A 19,142-nucleotide genomic window follows, 5' to 3' on the forward strand; every position below is an offset into this window, starting at 1 on the left:
CCATGTCTAAACTTGCTAGACTCTTTCAGAATGCTGATGAAGTAGTAGATGCTTGGCGTGAGGCTCTTAAGAATCGTGACGTCAAAGGTGCCCTGGCCATTTGGCTTGACGATGACTCCATCACTTGCGTTTTGCCAGAAGGCCAACGCTTGAGCGGGCATGCAGAAATTCGGGCAGGACTAGAGCGCTTGCTCGATAAACAGGCGCTCTTTTTAGAGCCCATCGCTTGTATTAGTCACTCGGTTCTGGGCGCTGCTGTGTACGATACGACCGAAGCTGTTCACCTAAGACCCGATCAAATCGAGGCGGCATTTTTTCTGAATATTACCTTGGTGTTGCTGCAGGATAGTCAAGGCTGGCGCATTGCCCACCTTCACGCAAGCCATTCGACTGAAGAAACTTTTGATGCTCCTTCTACCCCGCACGGACTTCATTAATAATGGATGAGCAGGTACTCCGGTCTCTCATCAAGTGGTCAGAGGTAGCCGATTGCTTTGGGTGGTTAGCACTGGATCGTCGAGGTCAATGGCGTATGCGCGATGAGTATGCGCAAGCGAATGGATTGCCAGGCAAAGTGATTGAACACACCACACTGAATGAATACATTGCCAGAAACTATGCACGAGACACCTCGGGAAGACATTTTTTTCAGAATGGCCCACAACGGGTGTTTGTTACTCTAGATGCAACACCATGGATTGCCCGCATTTATCCCGGTATCACTCACTTAAAAATACTAACGCAATGCAACACCCCCATAAAACCCCAGAGCGCTCTTTGCGATGAAGTGGGTAACGTTTACATCATCGGCTTAATAGAGCAAATGATCTCCACTGAGCTCAACGCCTCAACGCAGAGCCGGTTTACCAAAACAGAATCCCTTGCAGTAGCACTGCTACATGATCATGATTTAGATTTGTTCTCTAGCCAATCCCAGGTACAAGAAGATGCTTGTAGCTTCAAAGGTGTCTGGACTTGGCAAGACTGCCCTCTCCCAATTGAACCCATTCATTCTGCAGAATTAAGTGGGCGCTTTCACTTTATCAAGACGCCTATTCAGAATTAGCCGGGTAGATTTTTACCTTGCTCCTTTAACTCTTCTCGATACTGCTTTTGCATTTCTCGAAGTCGTGCATCAATGCTAGACCCTTGATAAAAATCAGCACCACCAGATGATCTGGCTATTTTTAATTGCTCAATAGCCGATGGCCAAGCGCCTTCAAGCGCATATTTTTCCCCTAAAGCGTAGTGCCGCATGGGGACATTATTTGCCTGATCGTAGGCCTTCGAAAGCATCGTCCACCACACCACCTCATTTGGCTGCAATCTCGTGCGCGCTTTAAGCCACACAATTGCGTCATTTGTTCGCCCTAGCTTGAGATAGGCATTCATCATGGCTGCACCCGCGGCATAAGACTGTGGGTAAGCGCGCAAGGTTGCCTGAGCTAACTGCAGAGCCTCCTCGTTCTTTCCCTTGGCTAAGGCCAACTCTGAACTGGTGATGTCTAAAGAAAGACTTTGACTCTGAATGGGAGAGCCTGGTGCGCTGGCACTATTGGCTAGCTTACGTGCTTGCTGTAGATAGCCCGTAGCCTGATCCAGTCGGCCTTGCTTTTGAGCAATCAAAGCTAATCCATAAAAACCTTCCATCTGCTTGCCCGGACTGGACTGCTTACTTAAACTATCAAACACATTTTTAAGGTCGTACATACCACTTGAAGTACCAGATTGTTCCATACGGGCACGCGCTTTAATTAAGTAAAACTCTACCGCCGTAGGTACATTTCTGCTGGGAATATTGCGCACCCGATCTTGCATATCCGCAATACGGTCCGTTGTTAATGGGTGAGTACGAACATAGGATGGCACTCCGTTGTCCATAATTCCCGTCGCTTTTTGTAGGCGCTGAAAAAAGCCAGGCGCACCATTGACGTCATATCCACTGGCGGCCAAAATCTGAAAGCCAATTCGATCCGCTTCACGCTCCGCATCCCTGGAATACGATAGCTGGTTATTGATGGCAACTGCTTGACCACCCTGCATGAGACCAGATGCTGCACCAGGATTACGCGAGGCAGCTAACGCGCCCAACAAAATACCTGCAAGGGCAATCATCGTGTTCGTTGTCTGCTTATCCATCTGACGAGCTAAGTGACGCTGTAATACGTGACCTGTTTCATGGCCCATCACCGAGGCTACCTCTGAATCTGATTCAGCACTTACCAATAACCCCGTATGAAAACCAATAAAACCACCAGGTAAAGCAAATGCGTTAATGCTGCTGTCTTTCACTGCAAAGACTTCGAAGTTATAGGCACTGCCACCCTGATCATTAGCACCCCCCAATTGCAAGCGCTTAGCCGCTTGTAATAAGCGGCGTTCCATTTGATTTAAGTAGTCATAAATTGGCAAATCATTAGAGTAGTCCACATCCGGACGAATTTGGCGCATGATCATCTCGCCATACTTCTTCTCATCCAATCTACTTAATGAGTCACCTCCGGGATCACCCATATCAGGCAATATAAAAGTCTCTTGAACCTGAAGTGCATTTCGAGTTGGTAAGTTAGCAGAGTGGGCATCTGGAGACTGAACAGCTCTTCCTAAGTTTTGCAAGGCAGCCGAATCTCCCTGAACTGAAACGTCGCCTGTCACAGTCGATGAAGCCGTCCCAGCGGCATAAACAACGCCAACACTAGGCCAAGCCAAGGCCAGCATCAATTGGCAGGCCACAATGCGCTTAAAAGTAGATGATTTTGGTGAAGTGTTTATGACTTGCATCCCTATATGGTAAAACTTATCCTATGAACAAACTAACTCATTTTGACGCCAGTGGGCAAGCCCATATGGTCAATGTTGGCGATAAGCCCCATACACACCGAATTGCCCTTGCTACCGGCAAGATTACGATGCTTCCTGCGACCTTCCAAATGATTGCGGCAGGCACCCATAAAAAAGGGGATGTCCTTGGAATTGCTCGGATTGCAGGTATTCAGGCATCTAAAAAAACCTCCGATTTAATTCCTCTATGCCATCCTCTGGCGTTAACCCATGTCAGTCTCGAGTTCGAACTTCAGGCAGTAGAAAACAGCATCACCTGCCAAGTAAGAGCAGAAACTACCGGACCTACTGGTGTTGAAATGGAGGCACTGACCGCTGTCCAAGTTGCCCTCCTCACGATTTATGACATGGCTAAAGCAGTTGATAGGGGCATGGTCATGGGCGATGTTCACCTACTAGAAAAGAGTGGTGGCAAGTCTGGGGAGTGGAAAGCAGCTTAAGTGGTCACTAACTAAAGCACAAGCAAAAGGAAGCATAAAACAGCTAGGGCCCAATTCTGTCCCAACAAGAGGCAGAAAAGATGGCAACGTTTCGCAAAAGAAGTAATGGTAGATGGCAAGCACGGGTGAGACATCAGGGGCAAATCCCTGTCACCAAGACCTTTATTCACAAAGTAGATGCAGAGCGCTGGGCAAAGCAAGTTGAAGTTGAGTTAGATAAGGGCAGCTTTGTTAATCACGCCTTCGCAGAGCGCACGACATTTAAAGATCTCATAGAGCGCTATACCTTGGAGGTGCTACCTACGATGCGAGGTGGTACTGCCGATTCGATACGATTAAGAGCCCTAGCCAGAAAGCCGATAGCACAGCTCAATATGGTTGCTCTAACACCGCAAAAGATTGCCCAATATAGAGATGAGCGACTAAAAGAAATTGCGCCCAGTACAGTTACTAGAGAGTTAGCCTACTTCTCCTCAATCATCAATCACGCAAGACGAGAATGGGGTATCAATATCAGTAACCCCGTACTTCTGGTTAAAAGACCGGTGGGGACATTAAGTAGAAGTCGCATGCTAAGTGATGATGAATGGCATAGGCTGATGGAGGCTTTAAGACCTGTCAGACAAAAAAGTATTTGGATGCAACCCCTAGTAAGGTTGGCGCTTGAGACCGCAATGCGAAGAGGCGAGCTGTTATCACTGCACTGGGAGCAAATTAATCTTCTCAAGCGCACCGCAACCTTGCTCATTACAAAGAATGGTGACAGGCGCATAGTGCCACTATCGACTACAGCGATAGAAATCCTTAGAGGACTTCCAAGAAACATAAATGGGCCAGTCTTTCCGATAACTCATGAAGTTGTATCGCAAGCTTTTAATAGAGCACGTAAGGCAGCTGAAATAAAAGACATCCACTTCCATGACCTACGCCATATGGCGATTACTAGGCTTGCTGAGAAGCTTCCTAACTTGATTGAACTATCGGCAGTATCAGGGCACAAAAGCTTGGCTATGCTAAAAAGGTACTATCACCCAAATCCAGAATTGCTTGCCGAGAAGTTAGGGTGAAAAAAAATTTGTTGTATTAAAACATCTATCAAAAAAATACATAACTAAATGAATTAATTAAGAAAAGTTCCTCAATACATCTTTATAGGAAGTTATTATTTTTATCATTGTGCACCCTTAAAAAACATATAAAAATGAATCCTGTTATGAATAACTTAAGGAATTAATCGTGTCAATAAATGCAAAAAGTAATGAAGCGACCTGGCTAAAACCGCTATTTAAAAATATCCCTGAAGCACTAAAGAAGCAAGGGTGGGCGGTATGGAAGGCTGAGCCACGAGAGGGAAAGATTGGCAAGTTTAATAAAGCGCCAATTAACCCGCTAACTGGCAATAAGGTGGGCTCAAATCAGCCGGGAAAGTTTATTACCTACGAACAGGCTAAGGCAGCCTATGAGGCGGGAAGTTACACGGGAGTGGGTGTACTTCTAACCGGCAATGGAATCATTGGGATAGATATTGATGATGCGGAGGAACTTTTCAAACTAAGACCAGAAATTAAAGAATGGGTTGATGGCGCTATTTCAGAAGGTGCTTATTGCGAAATATCACCTAGCGGAAATGGTTACAGACTATTTGTTTACGGAAAGCTTCCGGTTGACTGTAGAAAAAAGCAAGGCGGCTTAGAAATATATGACGATGTACGCTTTTTAACGGTTACAGGTAATGTTATCTCAGCTAAAAAGGTTGCGCAATGAACTATCAACTCATTCAAGGTCAACATTTGACAGACTCTTTTTTAAAGTTGCTACCATCCAGTTCATTGCAGACAAATAAACAAGACTACTCCAGCGGTACAAGCGGGTCAGTTCTTGAGCTGTCAATGGATTTAAAGTTAAAACTATCTCAAATTTTTATGGCTAATGCTCTACTAGATAAGCAATATAAAGAGTTATTTAACGGCGACCTATCCAAATATGACAATGACCATTCAGCTGGAGATTTAGCTCTCATAGGATATTTTGTAAGGCAGGGATTGAGTACATCTGAGGCAGATACTGCATTTAGGTACTCTAAACTCTATAGAGTCAAGTGGGACTCAAAACGTGGGGCACAGACTTATGGGGAAATCACTATCAAAAAGGCTTTTGAAGGAGCCGAATCACCGCATGTAAAACAAGAATCTAAAAACACTAATTCTGGCATCTCATTTCTTCATCATGATAATTACCAGCCCACCTATCATCCTCAAGGAATGACGGCTAGAACATTTGTAGGCCCTAATATTTGTATAGGTACGAGACTTTTCCCCTCAAAGGCACTCTCCTCTTTAGTTGCCTTAGGTGGGGTTGGTAAGACTTCTGTCTTAATGTCCATCGGCATTCATTTAGCAGCAGGAAAAGCTTGGAATCAGCACCCCCTTACACAGCAAAAAGTAGCGATGTTCTTTTGCGAGGAGACGCAAGAAGAAATTGATCGCAAGTTTAGCGCCATAGTTGATAGTTGGTCACTGCAAGACAGAGAGAAAGCCATTGAAAACTTTAGGGCAATTTCTTTTATAGGAAAGGATGCTCGACTGACCCTTATCAGTGGAAAGCAATATACAGGTTCGGGGATGACTGAGAAAATTCTTCAACTTTTAGAAGAATTTGGACTAAAAGATGGCTTAGTTATTTTTGATCATACCCAAGGATTTACATCTGGTGACCTGAATTCCTCAGAAACCTCGACCTCAATCTGTCTAGAGGCAAACAAAATAGTTGAGGCTACAGGGGCTGCCGTAGTGCTTGCTGCCCACGTTAGCAAGGCCAATATCAATGCAGATAGTGTAGGACAGGGTTTTGCAGTCGGCTCATTGGCTTTTGAAAATGCAACAAGGCAAATGTCCGGAATGACACATATGTCCACTGAACAAGCTAAGAAATTTGGCCTCGAAGGACTTCATAAGGATTATGTACGCCTTGGAGTTGCTAAAAATAGCTATGGTGAAATCACAGATGGTTTATGGCTTAAAAAGGTTTTTAGTCTTAAATTCCACACCGTTGTATTTGAGCCTGTGCAGTTATTTATACCAATCTCAACCGGAAAGTTAACAGCAAATCAACGATTAAGCTCACAAATTAAAGCCCATCTAGCTAAACATCTATTCACAACAAAAAATAATTTAGATGCACTCTCAGGGAAGGATGAGGACTTTAAAGCAAGTAAGGGGAAAATTAGAGATGCGGTGAAGGATTTGATTGATAGAGGCGAATTAATAATTCACTCAATCACGGAGGAAGAGCGCGAGCTACACCATCTGCCAAAACAAGTTAAAGAGGTATTAAGGGTTGCTTAAATCATGATCGCCAATCAGCCCGCCAAAGCAAATCTGCACTTAACAATAAAAACGGACTTCACAGCTATGATTTATAAAGATTGGTGCCCACTTTCTCTAGATCGCTTTTTGTTGGGTGGTATGGGCGGACTTCAAACCCATAATGGCAATAGGTTTAAGCCCGCCTCATATTTACTACGTCTAAAGACGTTATCCCCGCTTTGGCGGGATATACGTCAGACAGTCTTTTCTTTTTGTGTAATACAGAAATTTGTCTCGGTCATAGGTATGGCGGTTAACTTTAAAGGCCGCCTGCCTGACCCCTTTATTAAGGTGCAAATATGATTAAAAACCCTGAGCCTTTATTAGTTACTGCTGGTGGCAAGATAATTTGTCGGCGTTGTAAAGCCCAGTCATCTCGAACAAAGCTGCAGTGTGCTAAACCTGCTCTGAATGGCAAGGCAGTATGCTCAAGCCATGGCGGTAGAAGTACTGGGCCAAAAACAAAAGAAGGCAAAGCAAAGATACGAGCAGCCCACTATAAGCATGGTGAAGAGACTTTAGAAGCAAAAGCTGAGCGTAGTGAGAAGTCAACTATGTTTTATTACTTAGAGCTCATTGGTAATCATGTGGGGTTATTTGATGGGACCAATACTAATGGGCGTAAACCTAAGGGGGTGCTGGCTAAGCTTGACCTAAATGACCCAGAGCAACTTGTTCAAGCACTATCAAAAACACTACCTAAAGAAAAACCACCCTAAGGTGGTTATCTAGACTAAATAATGCGATCTATTGCTATCTTAACTAATCCTTACAAACCCACCGTATAAGTAGCCATCACCGTGCCAACGATACAACATATCAACTTGATCTTTTACTGCCCATATTTTAGCTATATCTTCTTTTAGATCAAATTTAGTTTTCATGCTTCCTCCACTGGTATCCAGCTTTTAACTGATGTACTTAACAACCGTACTTCTGCCTGGGCATTTAAACAATGATCGTGTGCTTTCACAAAGTTTTGATTAACCAGCGCATCATGCGCCGCTTTGATTTCTTTTAGTGCTTCTAAGTAATATACTGAATAATCTATTTTAACATTCCCCATAATTTCTGCCGTACCCTGCCTCACAATTTAAAGGCAACCCTTCCGCCCATTGCGGAACCCACTTCATACACTCTATAACATAGGCCATAGCCTCTTCTACTTCTGCCTCTTTAACAATACACGCTACTGCATCATGCACTGTCAATACGGTAATCATCCCCTTTTTAACCTAAGCTAAAAGTAGAGGCTGGTACTGCAATTGCTAGTTTTTGTTTAGGAGTAATTCCTCCTAAACCCATATTGGGTCTTTCGTGATTGTAGGTCCACATCCAGTGGGTTGCAAAATCTTGTACTTCATCAATCGATTCAAAGAGGTATTGATTAAGCCAGTCATATCTCACCGTACGGTTATAGCGTTCAATATAGGCATTTTGTTGTGGCTTACCTGGTTGGATGTAACTCATCTCTATCTGATGTTTAGCAGCCCATACAGTCAGGATGTTTCCTACGAGTTCGGGGCCATTGTCACAACGTATTTTTAAGGGCTTGCCACGCCATTCAATGATTTGATCGAGTGACCGGATCACTCGTACTGCGGGCATGGAAAAATCAATATCAATGGCCAAGGCCTCTCGATTAAAGTCATCGATCACATTAAAAAGGCGGATGGTTCTGCCGTCGTGCAACTGATCATGCATAAAATCAATCGACCAAGTGTCATTAATGCCTTGGGGTACAGCTAGTGGTAAAGGCTTTTCCCGAACCAAGCGTTTATGGGGTTTGATGCGTAAATTGAGCTCTAGTTCCTTATAGATCCGATAAACCCGTTTGTGATTCCATTTAAATCCCTTCACGTTACGCAAGAACAGGTAGCAAAGACCAAAGCCCCAGTTACGTTGATTGTGAGTAAGACGAACCAGCCAATCGGCAATGAGGGCATTGTCAGTCGACAGCTTGGGGCTATAGTGATAGCAGGTCTGGCTAATGACAAAGGTGTCGCACGCTAAGCGGATGCTCATACGACCCTTTTTTACTTCTTGGCTGGCCATCTCGCGGCGGCGAGATGGCCGAGTTACTTTTTTTGCAGAACTTCCTTTAAGACATCCGCCTGGAGTTGGACTTCGGCGTACATCTTCTTTAGGCGGGCATTTTCAAGCTCTAACTCTTTAACGCGGGACATCATAGAAGCATCCATACCGCCGTATTTAGAGCGCCACTTATAGAAGCTAGCAACGCTAATATTGTGCTCACGGCACAGTTCTGGGGCTGGCACGCCAGATTCGGCTTGTTTGAGGATGGCCATGATTTGGCTATCGGTAAATCGGGAGGTCTTCATAGAATTTCCTTTAAATCAAACTACATAGAAATTCTACTTTTAAATCAAGTTAAGCTAGGGGATGATTACCATACCACTCGATACTTTGACGCAATACGTACCATCTGTTCCCCAATAATACTTCGTGCCAACCCCTGACATATATTCTCTACTAGCTTACCGCCATATATTTTATTGATCCCACGCTTCGCATTGTAGACATACTGGTTCTTACCGGCCTCATCTATGGTTTTGTTTAGATTTGGGTAACGTTGATACAGGCCATTAGGCATCAAAATACCCTCTGTGCCCATTACTTGAATACAATCATTACCTAACACTGTGGTCTGATTACCGGCCATCGCCTCAATTGTTTTACCCGCTTGTTCCCAAAGTTTAGGGATCATTGAATAGGTTCTGCGGTATACGTCGATAATATGGCGAGCTTCCCCTTCGTCAATTTCCGTACCAAACGTTTTGAGTTGCGTTTGGAATTTCGGAGCGCCAATGCTCTAACCCGCCCCGAGGATAGTCGTCTTACCCACGAACCTTTCCTCCTTTGTGATTTCACTAACTTCCTTGCCGTATATAGCAGATGCCATGATGCTGTAAATATCCTGTCCATTTTTAAATGCCTCCGTTAAATCGTCTTGTCCTGCTAGCCACGCTAGCACTCTTGCTTCAATCTGAGCTGAGTCAGCATCAATCATTAAGTACCCTTTAGGCGCCATGATAGCCTTCTTCAACTTCCCTCCGTTTGCCCCTCTACTTGGTAAATTCTGTAGGTTTATCTTATCAGCGCCACCCCAGCGTCCAGTATGGGCAGCGTGACCGAGGAAATCATGGTGATTTGCTATGGATTTGGTGCAAATGGCAAAAGTGTGATGTCCAATGTCATTCAACATATTGCAGGTGGATATGGGAAAACAGGCTCCCCTAGCCTTCTAAAAGCCAGGCGGGATGATGATAGTAGCCCTCGCTCAGACATTGCTGGTTTGGCTGGTTATCGCTATATATCGCTTAATGAAATGCAAAGCGGAGACCGCCTTGATGAGCAAGTAGTAAAGCTTTTGGCAGGTAGAGAGGCAATTAGTGCCAGAGCTTTATATAAAGACCATATGACCTATAAGCCCTCGGGTAAGGTGTGGCTAAAAACAAACCATAAGCCAGTAGTCAAAGAAGATGATGATGGCATTTGGCGTAGGTTAGTTGTAATCCCATTTGCCCGTAAGTTTGCAGAGGCTGAAAGAGACCCCAATCTTGAAGAAAAGTTAATCCAAGAGGCTGATGGCATATTGGCATGGATTGTTGAGGGCGCTGTTCAGTGGCATAAGGGTGGCTTAGCTATATGCCAAACCATCAAACAAGAAAGCTCTGAATACAGAACAGAATCTGACTTGCTTGGACATTTCTTGACGGAAAAAATTGAATTTGACGCTACGGCTCGAGCAATTGAGGCAGATGTGTACTTTTATTACCAAAATTGGTGTCGTGCAAACGGGACTAATCCACTCTCAAAGATTCGGCTTACCCAAAAACTTAAAGAGCGTGGAGCAAGACAACTGCCATCCAATGGGAAGCGCTATTACTCAGGCATAAAGTTAGTTGAATTTAAAGAAGTAGGTAGTATTTTTGAACCAGTGCAGGTAGTGCAGGTTTTATCGTTTTTCTAGAAAGTCTTCCATGAAAGATTATTAAAAAGGTTTTTTATTTTGATACAAAAGTATGCACTCCCTGCACTTTGCAAAAGAATCGATAAGGCTCGGTCATAGGTATGGCGGTTAACTTTAAAGGCCGCCTGCCTGACCCCTTTATTAAGGTGCAAATATGATTAAAAACCCTGAGCCTTTATTAGTTACTGCTGGTGGCAAGATAATTTGTCGGCGTTGTAAAGCCCAGTCATCTCGAACAAAGCTGCAGTGTGCTAAACCTGCTCTGAATGGCAAGGCAGTATGCTCAAGCCATGGCGGTAGAAGTACTGGGCCAAAAACAAAAGAAGGCAAAGCAAAGATACGAGCAGCCCACTATAAGCATGGTGAAGAGACTTTAGAAGCAAAAGCTGAGCGTAGTGAGAAGTCAACTATGTTTTATTACTTAGAGCTCATTGGTAATCATGTGGGGTTATTTGATGGGACCAATACTAATGGGCGTAAACCTAAGGGGGTGCTGGCTAAGCTTGACCTAAATGACCCAGAGCAACTTGTTCAAGCACTATCAAAAACACTACCTAAAGAAAAACCACCCTAAGGTGGTTATCTAGACTAAATAATGCGATCTATTGCTATCTTAACTAATCCTTACAAACCCACCGTATAAGTAGCCATCACTGTTGTAGTACTCACTCCTTGATACGCTTCTTGTCTGTAAATACCAGTCACTCCTAAGCGTTGATTCTTAGCAACATCATAGTAAGCACCAATAGAAGCTGTTGGACGAGTTTTAACTGGATTACTGTTGAAGTTAATTGGGGTTAAACCAGTCACTCCTGTAGCAGAGTAAGAACCGTTCGCTGTATTGGTATCTGTTTCTACACCAGCACTTGCCATTAAGGTTGTTTGTGGAATGCCGTTATACCTAGCACCCACACCAGCTAATGCGGTTGTAGCGTTGGTATTAAGTGCTGAGTAAGTAAGTGGTGCTGTGACTGCTGTACTAGTACCTTCTGTATAGCCACCCATATTGTTCTGGGTATAACGAACACCAGCGTATGGACTAACGATGACATTGTCAGCCACACCAAAGCCATACTTCACAACAGCTTGTGCACCTTGACTGTTTAACTGTGAACCACCAGAGCCAGCTTCACTGGTACCAACAACACTACGAGTTACTGTGGTGTTCTTTTGTCCATAAGCGGCTGTTACTTTGACTTCCGTACCAGTGCCATCTAAACGCTCATTCCAAGCACCGAATACGCCAATGAGTGGGGTGTTGTTACCTAGGTTTACTGTGGATCCTGCGTTGTTTACTGAGAGGTTCTGGTCAGCATAGGCACCAATACGAATACTAGGTTTGACTCTGTAAGCAGCGATTAATAAACCACTCGTATTGTTTAAACCATTGGCTGCTGATACCGCAGTATTACGTCCACCAGCACTTACGCACACATTGTTATCACCAAATACATCACAGTCGTAACTAAAGCTATTGGATAGTACGGAGTTTTGTAGGGTGTAAGTATTTTGAAGGGCTGATGCGGTGTTGGCTAGGGAGGCTTAGGTATCGGTGGTTGAAGCGCCTGTAACAATTAAGTCCCAAATGCTGCCAGAAGAGTTATTTAGGCGCCAAGTAAAACCGTTGTAATTACCTGCAGTAGTGCCAGCCAGATTAGCAGACGTCATGCCAGAGAGAACTCTTGAGTAAGTGCCTTTTGCAATAACCGAGGCGGCTACTCCGTTGACTCCACCAGCGTAGATTCCAAAGTTGGTAGAGCCTGTAACGCTGATACCTGATAACTGTCCATAGTTAATGGCGGAGTTGATGATGATGTTGTAGTTTGTGGGTAGGGCACCTTTATAAGTTAACGCACCGTTTGTGTTGCCAACCCCTTGAGCATTATTAAGGTTGGTAATTGTGCCATTGTTATTAATTCCCTCAGTAAGTCCTGTAATCGTGCCAGTATTATTTAGAGTGCCAATCAATGAACCTGGATCGTTATATACGCCAGAGCTACCACCTATAATCCTGCCATTATTATTAAGTAAGCTAATGCTGCCCGAGGAGTTATTCCAAATTCCATCTAGGGTGTTGCCACTATTTAAAATATCCCCATTATTGATAATTACAAGTCCTGTTTTACCTTCGCTAGCTATCCCATATTCACTGTTATTGTTAATAGATCCTGTGGAGGTAACTGTAAAACAAAGATTGTCGGAGGTGATACTTTGCTTGCCTGAAATGGAGCTTGACACAGTAGTAGTGCCACCAGTACAAGTTTGCGCCTTTATTCCACCAGAAAATATAGCCGCACTAGACAGCATTAACACTAAGAAAATATTCTTTAATTTCATTTCAACACCTAATAATAGTTATTTTTTTCACTTCAATTATTTTCAAAAATAATATCACTAGTTAGCTGTACAGCTAATAAATATTTTATAAAATCTGCCTATTAATGGTGCGTAGATTCAAACACGAAGTGCAACACGGTTTAAGGACTGCATAAACACTTCATTGGGGGTTTTAAATCCCAACCTCTTACGAGGTCGGTTATTAAGCTTGCTTTCAATCATTCTAAGCTCCTCATCAGTTACGGTGGATAAAGGCCTCTTTTTGGGGATGTATTGCCTTAGTAAGCCATTGAAGTTTTCATTAGAACCGCGTTGCCAACTGGCAAAAGGATCAGCAAAGTAGGTGGTGGATTGCAGTGCTGTATCAATCCGGGCGTGCTCGGCAAATTCCTTTCCGTTGTCATAAGTTAGTGTTTTGACCTTAGCTTGATAGGGGGCCAGTCCTTCAATAATGGCGTTACCTACCAGGGTCGAAGTTTTATTGGGTACTTTGGCTAGAACAGCATAACCACTCTTGCGCTCCACTAAGGTCACAATAGCTTGTTTGTGCGCTGCCCCAATCACGGTATCGCCTTCCCAGTGACCGACTTGAGATCTGGCTTCAATATGCTCTGGGCGCTCACTAATCGGCCTTCTGCCTACGATCTGGCCTCGTCGATCCCGGCCACTGGCATAGCGCTTTTTACGTTTCTTTTGACAGCGTAACTGCTGGTAAAGAGTGCCACCAGCGGCTTTATCAGCATAAACATGGCGATAGATGGTCTCATGGCTAATCCCTACAACATCTGCGATTTGCTCAGGGCTCCATTGGTCTTGTAGGTACTCTACCGTTTGATCCCAATCAGCTGGGGTGATTTGGGTAGCATTACGAGAGCCTAGGGAGCGTTCCTCTGCTAATAAACAGGCTTGTCTCGGTCGATATCCTCTGCCTCCGGTATTGCGAGATAGCTCTCGGCCAATGGTCGACTTATGTCGATTCATGAGCTGGGCGATCTGGCTTTGGGTTTTTCCGTCTTTCATGAGGATATAAATCTGATATCGTTCTTCTTGGCTAAGGTGTTGATAGGTCATGGCTACTTTGACTTGCAGGTCTAGAAACTATGGATACTAAAATATCCTTAGCCACTAGCTCTAATTGATCAAAGTTGCACTTCGTAGTTGAATTCACCGTGCAAAACATCGTGCAAAGAACCTTTTTAACTAAAAGCAGTGTTTTTCTAGCCTAAACACTCAAAAAACACTGCTTTTGTATAAACCCCCCACTCTGCTACCCCCAAACCTCCAGCCAGATTGCCTTCCAAGCTCTCTGCTGCCATATCTTTAGGAGCCAGTGATAATGAAGGTCGTTCAAAATAATGCTCTCCCACTGTGCAAAACCTAGTGCGTAGATAAATTTAAGTACCTAAACCGAAAAGTTGGTGTATAGGGTCATTAAAAAGGGTGCTTTTAAAACGCATATGCGGTACCCCCCCTTCCAGTATGAAGGTTCAAATACGCTTCGTGGTACATTCATCTCTGGCCCAAATTGGGCCCAATAGTATTTATTCAAACCAGTAGAATTGCGCTCTATAAAGTTTTAAGTTTTTCGTAATTGCTTGTTTTTATTAGGTTTTTCACCGCTGTCCAAGTTGCCCTCCTCACGATTTATGACATGGCTAAAGCAGTTGATAGGGGCATGGTCATGGGCGATGTTCACCTACTAGAAAAGAGTGGTGGCAAGTCTGGGGAGTGGAAAGCAGCTTAAATGCTTCGTTTCTAGTGCACCTCAGATAAACAAAGGTCACCCAAAGGGTGACCTTTTACTTGCTGAATTAAGTTACTTAATGCGCTTACTTTCTGCCAGTAATGCGGCATTCTGACGGTAAAAGCTGTGGCAATAAGCTTGTTTCAGTCGATCTGCACGACCATCCTCCAGCCCAAGTTGTACCCTCCGGCTTGGACAAATCAATCATCCTTGGAATATTGCTATCTGGGTCATTTGTTGGAATAAGGTGAAGTGTATTTTTGCCGTCTGGGGCAACGTTACTTTGATAGTCGATCTCAATTGCTCCGGATGGGGTAATCTCAATGAGCTTGACGCTGCGAGTGGTAACAAATGTAAATGATCCATCTGTCGCCTCATTCATCGGCGCCGTTCCACGACTCGCAAAAGCTTCTGTCACAGCCAACTTTGCACTTGAGGATAAGTTCATTCCTTCCACGATGCGACTGCGTGCAATGTAATCCTGATACTGAGGTACCGCTACGGCAACAAGGATGCCGATGATGGCAACTACCACCATCACTTCAATTAGGGTGAAGCCTGATTCTGACTGGCCTTGTGTTTGTTGTGTTTGTTGTGTTTGTTGTGTTGGTTGCTGTTTTGGTTGCCGTTTGGACTGCTGTATTTGTACTGACATTTCCATAAGCTCCGGTGGTTAAATACCTTATCATCCAGTCTATACCGAACAGATTCAAGGTGCTTAAATGTCAGAAAAGCCGGCTTTAAGGGCCGGCTTTTTCAGATTAGTACGCAAGATACTTAATGGGCGTGTTTGCCAGCATTCTTTTTCTTTAAATAAGTACCGACCAAGATGACAATCGCTACGCCAATGACCTCAAATGCCAGTTTTGCATCGCCAAGCGCTTCCTGAATACTATCCTTGATCGCAGGATCATCAACCAGCATACCGCCGGCTAATAAACCTAGTAGACCAGCACCTAAAGTAATAATGACTGGAAAGCGATCCATCACCTTAAGCAACATAGCGCTACCAAAGATGATTAAGGGAATGGACATACCTAAACCGATAATCAACAGTAAAAGTTGTGTTTCTTGCGGGCCTTTTTGAGCTGCAGCAGCAACTGCTAAGACGTTATCCAAGCTCATTACTAAGTCAGCAATCAAGATCGTACGAATAGCCGCCCAAATACTGGACTCGCCTTTCATATCCTCTTCGCCACCACTATCGGATAACAATTGAATGCCGATATAGAGCAAGAGCAAAGCACCCACAATTTTTAAGTAAGGTAATGACAGTAATGCTACTGCAGTAATGGTCAGTACAACGCGCAAAACAATGGCGGCAGCGCTACCCCAGAAAATAGCTTTCTTTTGTTGTGCAGGGGGCAAGTTGCGTGATGCCAAGGCAATCACCACGGCGTTGTCGCCAGATAAGAGGATGTTAGCAACAATGATTGAGAGTAGTGCCGCCCAAAATGTCGCGTCTGAGAATGCTGAAAAATCCATATTGTCTCCGTATTTCTTAATATTTTAGTTTTAACTACAGGGTGCTACAAAAGACATGCCGACGAATCAGCATGTCAATTTACTCATAAGACCACAATTACAACATAGCTTTAAGCAAGGCTGCCATTTCTGACGGATTTCGAGTGACTTTGAAGCCGCACTCCTCCATCACTTCAAGCTTGGCATCTGCAGTATCTGCACCACCAGAGATCAGTGCCCCTGCATGGCCCATACGCTTGCCTGGAGGCGCTGTGACACCAGCAATAAAACCAACTACCGGCTTCTTCATATTATCCTTACACCAAAGCGCAGCTTCTGCCTCGTCTGGTCCGCCGATCTCACCAATCATGATGACGGCATCGGTTTCGGGATCTTCATTAAACATCTTCATGATGTCAATGTGCTTCAAGCCATTAATGGGATCACCGCCAATACCAACCGCAGTCGATTGACCTAGGCCAATTGATGTTAATTGACCCACTGCTTCATAAGTTAAGGTACCCGAACGACTAACAACACCAATGCGGCCCTTCTTATGAATATGGCCGGGCATGATGCCAATCTTAATTTCGTCTGGGGTAATAATCCCAGGGCAATTAGGGCCCAGCAGTAGCGTCTTCTTACCACCCGCCGCTTCTTTAGTTGTCATCTTATTACGTAACTCCAGCATATCCTTAACTGGAATACCTTCTGTAATGCAGATCACGAAATCTAAGTCAGCCTCAACTGCTTCCCAGATTGCAGCAGCGGCGCCAGGAGGCGGAACGTAAATAACCGAAGTAGTTGCCCCTGTTTGCTCGGCAGCTTCTTTCACCGTCCCATAAATTGGAATGTTGAAAATAGACTCGCCTGCTTTTTTAGGATTGACGCCAGCGACAAAACAATTTTTACCATTTGCGTATTCCTGGCACTTTTCAGTATGAAACTGTCCAGTTTTTCCAGTAATACCTTGCGTAATAACTCTTGTATTTTTGTTAACCAAAATAGACATATTGATTTCCTTGATTATTTATTTTTAGCAACGGCAGCAACTACTTTCGTAGCCGCTTCAGCCATTGAATCGGCGCTAATGATAGGCAAGCCTGAGTCTGCAAGTATTTTCTTGCCTAGATCTTCGTTGGTGCCCTTCATTCGCACAACCAAAGGAACTGTTAAGTTCACTGCCTTACAAGCAGTAACTACGCCATCAGCAATCACATCACAACGCATGATGCCGCCAAAAATATTAACCAGAATCGCTTCCACACTCTTGTTCTTGAGCATGATTTTAAAAGCCTCTGTAACCTTCTCTGCTGTAGCGCCACCGCCTACATCTAGGAAGTTGGCTGGCTCGCCACCGAACAATTTAATGGTGTCCATTGTTGCCATTGCTAAGCCCGCGCCATTTACTAAACAGCCAATATTGCCGTCTAGTGAGATATACGCTAAATCGAACTTAGAAGCCTCAATTTCTGCAGCATCTTCTTCATCAATATCGCGATACGCTACGATTTCTGGATGACGATATAGAGCGTTCGGATCAAAATTAAATTTAGCATCTAACGCTTTGATCTTGCCATTACCTTCTAAGATTAGTGGATTGATTTCCACTAGTGAGGCATCGGTTTCCCAATACGTTTTGTAAAGATTTTTAAATACTTCACTAGCCATTGGAATTGAGGCATCAGGAACGCCAATTCCATTTGCAATGATTAGGCAGTCAGCATCGGTTAATCCAATAAGAGGATCGACAAACACTTTAATAATTTTTTCTGGGTGTGATTCTGCAACCTCTTCAATATCCATGCCGCCTTCGCTAGACGCCATGATCACGTTCTTTTGGGTGCCACGATCAGTCACAATACTGAAGTAGTACTCTTTTTTAATATCTGCGCCATCTTCAATTAAGAGGCGATTGACCTTTTGGCCTTCTGGTCCTGTTTGATGGGTTTTTAACTGCATACCCATAATTTCAGAAGCGTATTTCTTTACTTCATCCATACTTCTGGCTAGCTTTACGCCACCGCCTTTACCTCGACCACCTGCATGAATCTGGGCTTTGACTACCCATACTGGGCCGCCCAATGTTTCAGCAGCTTTTACTGCCTCATCAACAGTAAATGCAGGGATGCCATTTGGAACAGGCACATTAAATTGGCGTAGTAGCTCTTTGCCTTGGTACTCATGAATTTTCATTATTACTCCTGAATCAGTGTCTTTTTAGAAGGCGATGAGGATTTTCAAAGCCGGATTTACTTTTCTGGCACTTCTGCACAATGTAAATCTGTAGAGAACAAAAGTTTAGTAAATTCGGCAAATATCCAAGCTTAGTAGTCTAGCATGCTGCAATGCCGCAATAAGCTGTGCAAACTCCGTATTTCCCCTAATTGGAGCGTCCTGTGACTACCCTAGACACAACATCTGAGCTAAATCCTTTCGAAGCCAGAAAACGGTACTGCCGGGCCTTCTCTTTTTGCTCTTGAGCAACAATGCCAAACTTACGCAGCCACAGTGCATGTGCACGCTGAAACTCTGTTTCTTTTAGGGATCTCAAGAGCTCTGTAGTCTTACTGCTATCGACGCCTGCCTGCTGCAGCTCATCTTGTATTTTTCTAGTGCCAAAGCGTTCACTACGTCGTCTAACTAGCGCCTCTGCAAATCGCTGATCTGACAACCACCCTCTTGCCTCAAAATCATTTAATACTTCTTCTATCTGAATACTTAAGGGTTTAGCTGGAATGCAATTCGCTGAATCAGAATCCTCTGATTCTTGGCTACCTGAGCTAGCCTCCTCCGATTTTGCTCGAGTACGCTGTAGCTTTAACGATCTAGCAACTGATTCTTCTAACTTTGCCCCCAGGCTCTTGCGGGAATATTCGCACATTGATAAAAAGCGCAAAGCCCGAGCTTTGAGACTCGGGCTTTGCTTATCTTTACCGCCTAGCTCTGACATGGAA

Annotated in this window: 25 protein-coding genes and 1 pseudogene; 11 read left to right on the plus strand and 15 right to left on the minus strand. The window is 44.1% G+C overall.

Annotated features, from left to right (window positions below; all coding sequences use genetic code 11):
* Positions 1 to 2 precede the first annotated feature (2 nt).
* Together QUD86_RS07965 and QUD86_RS07970 are read left to right on the plus strand one after the other, a co-directional pair.
* Positions 3 to 437: a YybH family protein gene (locus QUD86_RS07965; RefSeq protein WP_100379707.1), complete on the plus strand. Its 435-nt coding sequence runs from the start codon at positions 3 to 5 to the stop codon at positions 435 to 437.
* Between the two features lie 2 nt (positions 438 to 439).
* Positions 440 to 1,066 (plus strand): DUF2946 family protein, encoded by a 627-nt coding sequence (locus tag QUD86_RS07970; RefSeq protein WP_286296477.1) that lies wholly within the window; start codon positions 440 to 442, stop codon positions 1,064 to 1,066.
* Here QUD86_RS07970 and QUD86_RS07975 read toward each other — a convergent pair.
* Positions 1,063 to 2,781: a M48 family metalloprotease gene (locus QUD86_RS07975; RefSeq protein ID WP_286296479.1), complete on the minus strand. Its 1,719-nt coding sequence runs from the start codon at positions 2,779 to 2,781 to the stop codon at positions 1,063 to 1,065. The two genes, QUD86_RS07970 and QUD86_RS07975, sit on opposite strands and share 4 nt — an antisense overlap.
* 23 nt (positions 2,782 to 2,804) lie before the next feature.
* Here QUD86_RS07975 and moaC point away from each other — a divergent pair, with 23 nt between their 5' ends.
* The 6 genes from moaC to QUD86_RS08005 all read left to right on the plus strand — a co-directional run bounded on the left by moaC (position 2,805) and on the right by QUD86_RS08005 (position 7,365).
* Positions 2,805 to 3,281 carry a cyclic pyranopterin monophosphate synthase MoaC gene (moaC, locus tag QUD86_RS07980; protein ID WP_286296482.1) on the plus strand — a complete coding sequence of 159 codons (477 nt, stop codon included), beginning with the start codon at positions 2,805 to 2,807 and terminating at the stop codon, positions 3,279 to 3,281.
* Between the two features lie 80 nt (positions 3,282 to 3,361).
* On the plus strand, positions 3,362 to 4,348 hold the full coding sequence (locus QUD86_RS07985; RefSeq protein ID WP_286296484.1) for a tyrosine-type recombinase/integrase: 987 nt from the start codon (positions 3,362 to 3,364) through the stop codon (positions 4,346 to 4,348).
* A 169-nt stretch (positions 4,349 to 4,517) separates the two neighbouring features.
* Positions 4,518 to 5,045: a hypothetical protein gene (locus tag QUD86_RS07990; RefSeq protein ID WP_286296486.1), complete on the plus strand. Its 528-nt coding sequence runs from the start codon at positions 4,518 to 4,520 to the stop codon at positions 5,043 to 5,045.
* On the plus strand, positions 5,042 to 6,625 hold the full coding sequence (locus tag QUD86_RS07995) for a phage NrS-1 polymerase family protein (protein ID WP_286296488.1): 1,584 nt from the start codon (positions 5,042 to 5,044) through the stop codon (positions 6,623 to 6,625). Before QUD86_RS07990 ends, QUD86_RS07995 begins: the two co-directional genes overlap by 4 nt.
* Positions 6,626 to 6,628: 3 nt before the next feature.
* A complete protein-coding gene (locus tag QUD86_RS08000; RefSeq protein ID WP_286296491.1) occupies positions 6,629 to 6,949 on the plus strand; it encodes a hypothetical protein in 321 nt (106 codons plus the stop codon).
* Positions 6,946 to 7,365: an HGGxSTG domain-containing protein gene (locus QUD86_RS08005; protein WP_286296494.1), complete on the plus strand. Its 420-nt coding sequence runs from the start codon at positions 6,946 to 6,948 to the stop codon at positions 7,363 to 7,365. Before QUD86_RS08000 ends, QUD86_RS08005 begins: the two co-directional genes overlap by 4 nt.
* Positions 7,366 to 7,404: 39 nt before the next feature.
* Here QUD86_RS08005 and QUD86_RS08010 read toward each other — a convergent pair whose 3' ends face one another.
* From QUD86_RS08010 to QUD86_RS08035, 6 genes are all read right to left on the minus strand, one after another.
* Positions 7,405 to 7,530: a hypothetical protein gene (locus QUD86_RS08010; protein ID WP_286296496.1), complete on the minus strand. Its 126-nt coding sequence runs from the start codon at positions 7,528 to 7,530 to the stop codon at positions 7,405 to 7,407.
* The gene (locus tag QUD86_RS08015; protein ID WP_286296497.1) at positions 7,527 to 7,712 is read right to left on the minus strand and encodes a hypothetical protein; all 186 of its coding nucleotides are present in this window, start codon (positions 7,710 to 7,712) and stop codon (positions 7,527 to 7,529) included. The genes QUD86_RS08010 and QUD86_RS08015 overlap by 4 nt, the downstream gene beginning before the upstream one ends.
* Positions 7,699 to 7,869, minus strand: coding sequence for a hypothetical protein (locus tag QUD86_RS08020; RefSeq protein ID WP_286296498.1), 171 nt, complete (start codon positions 7,867 to 7,869; stop codon positions 7,699 to 7,701). The genes QUD86_RS08015 and QUD86_RS08020 overlap by 14 nt, the downstream gene beginning before the upstream one ends.
* Before the next feature lie 7 nt (positions 7,870 to 7,876).
* Positions 7,877 to 8,988 (minus strand): IS3 family transposase gene (locus QUD86_RS08025; protein ID WP_286296203.1). Its coding sequence is split into 2 segments (ribosomal slippage): positions 7,877 to 8,739 and positions 8,739 to 8,988, totalling 1,113 coding nucleotides; the frame shifts between segments, so codons are not numbered across the junction.
* Positions 8,989 to 9,053: 65 nt separating this feature from the next.
* Positions 9,054 to 9,374: a hypothetical protein gene (locus tag QUD86_RS08030; protein WP_286296500.1), complete on the minus strand. Its 321-nt coding sequence runs from the start codon at positions 9,372 to 9,374 to the stop codon at positions 9,054 to 9,056.
* A 105-nt stretch (positions 9,375 to 9,479) separates the two neighbouring features.
* Positions 9,480 to 9,872, minus strand: coding sequence for a DNA polymerase (locus QUD86_RS08035; RefSeq protein WP_286296502.1), 393 nt, complete (start codon positions 9,870 to 9,872; stop codon positions 9,480 to 9,482).
* On the opposite strand from QUD86_RS08035, the gene QUD86_RS08040 reads away from it, so the two are divergent.
* Together QUD86_RS08040 and QUD86_RS08045 are read left to right on the plus strand one after the other, a co-directional pair.
* On the plus strand, positions 9,762 to 10,640 hold the full coding sequence (locus QUD86_RS08040) for a DNA primase family protein (RefSeq protein ID WP_286298723.1): 879 nt from the start codon (positions 9,762 to 9,764) through the stop codon (positions 10,638 to 10,640). The two genes, QUD86_RS08035 and QUD86_RS08040, sit on opposite strands and share 111 nt — an antisense overlap.
* 154 nt (positions 10,641 to 10,794) lie before the next feature.
* A complete protein-coding gene (locus QUD86_RS08045; RefSeq protein ID WP_286296494.1) occupies positions 10,795 to 11,214 on the plus strand; it encodes an HGGxSTG domain-containing protein in 420 nt (139 codons plus the stop codon).
* A gap of 50 nt (positions 11,215 to 11,264) precedes the next feature.
* On the opposite strand, the gene QUD86_RS08050 is transcribed toward QUD86_RS08045, so the two are convergent.
* From QUD86_RS08050 to QUD86_RS08060, 3 genes are all read right to left on the minus strand, one after another.
* Positions 11,265 to 12,074: an autotransporter outer membrane beta-barrel domain-containing protein gene (locus QUD86_RS08050; protein WP_286296506.1), complete on the minus strand. Its 810-nt coding sequence runs from the start codon at positions 12,072 to 12,074 to the stop codon at positions 11,265 to 11,267.
* A 108-nt stretch (positions 12,075 to 12,182) separates the two neighbouring features.
* The gene (locus QUD86_RS08055; protein ID WP_286296509.1) at positions 12,183 to 12,977 is read right to left on the minus strand and encodes a hypothetical protein; all 795 of its coding nucleotides are present in this window, start codon (positions 12,975 to 12,977) and stop codon (positions 12,183 to 12,185) included.
* A gap of 117 nt (positions 12,978 to 13,094) precedes the next feature.
* Positions 13,095 to 14,048 (minus strand): IS30 family transposase, encoded by a 954-nt coding sequence (locus tag QUD86_RS08060; protein ID WP_286295630.1) that lies wholly within the window; start codon positions 14,046 to 14,048, stop codon positions 13,095 to 13,097.
* 544 nt (positions 14,049 to 14,592) lie between these two features.
* On the opposite strand from QUD86_RS08060, the pseudogene QUD86_RS08065 reads away from it, so the two are divergent.
* A pseudogene (locus QUD86_RS08065) lies at positions 14,593 to 14,721 on the plus strand (cyclic pyranopterin monophosphate synthase MoaC); the annotation flags it as partial.
* Positions 14,722 to 14,806: 85 nt separating this feature from the next.
* On the opposite strand, the gene QUD86_RS08070 reads toward QUD86_RS08065, so the two are convergent.
* The 5 genes from QUD86_RS08070 to QUD86_RS08090 all read right to left on the minus strand — a co-directional run bounded on the left by QUD86_RS08070 (position 14,807) and on the right by QUD86_RS08090 (position 19,138).
* The gene (locus tag QUD86_RS08070; RefSeq protein ID WP_286296511.1) at positions 14,807 to 15,376 is read right to left on the minus strand and encodes a pilin; all 570 of its coding nucleotides are present in this window, start codon (positions 15,374 to 15,376) and stop codon (positions 14,807 to 14,809) included.
* 122 nt (positions 15,377 to 15,498) lie between these two features.
* Positions 15,499 to 16,206: a TerC family protein gene (locus QUD86_RS08075; protein WP_286296512.1), complete on the minus strand. Its 708-nt coding sequence runs from the start codon at positions 16,204 to 16,206 to the stop codon at positions 15,499 to 15,501.
* A 97-nt stretch (positions 16,207 to 16,303) separates the two neighbouring features.
* Positions 16,304 to 17,197, minus strand: coding sequence for a succinate--CoA ligase subunit alpha (sucD, locus tag QUD86_RS08080; RefSeq protein WP_286296514.1), 894 nt, complete (start codon positions 17,195 to 17,197; stop codon positions 16,304 to 16,306).
* A gap of 14 nt (positions 17,198 to 17,211) precedes the next feature.
* A complete protein-coding gene (gene sucC, locus QUD86_RS08085; RefSeq protein WP_286296515.1) occupies positions 17,212 to 18,381 on the minus strand; it encodes an ADP-forming succinate--CoA ligase subunit beta in 1,170 nt (389 codons plus the stop codon).
* A gap of 187 nt (positions 18,382 to 18,568) precedes the next feature.
* Positions 18,569 to 19,138, minus strand: a complete 570-nt coding sequence (locus QUD86_RS08090; protein WP_286296517.1) for a regulatory protein RecX — start codon at positions 19,136 to 19,138, stop codon at positions 18,569 to 18,571.
* Positions 19,139 to 19,142 lie beyond the last annotated feature (4 nt).

It is taken from the genome of Polynucleobacter sp. TUM22923 (assembly GCF_030295705.1).
Lineage (GTDB): Bacteria > Pseudomonadota > Gammaproteobacteria > Burkholderiales > Burkholderiaceae > Polynucleobacter.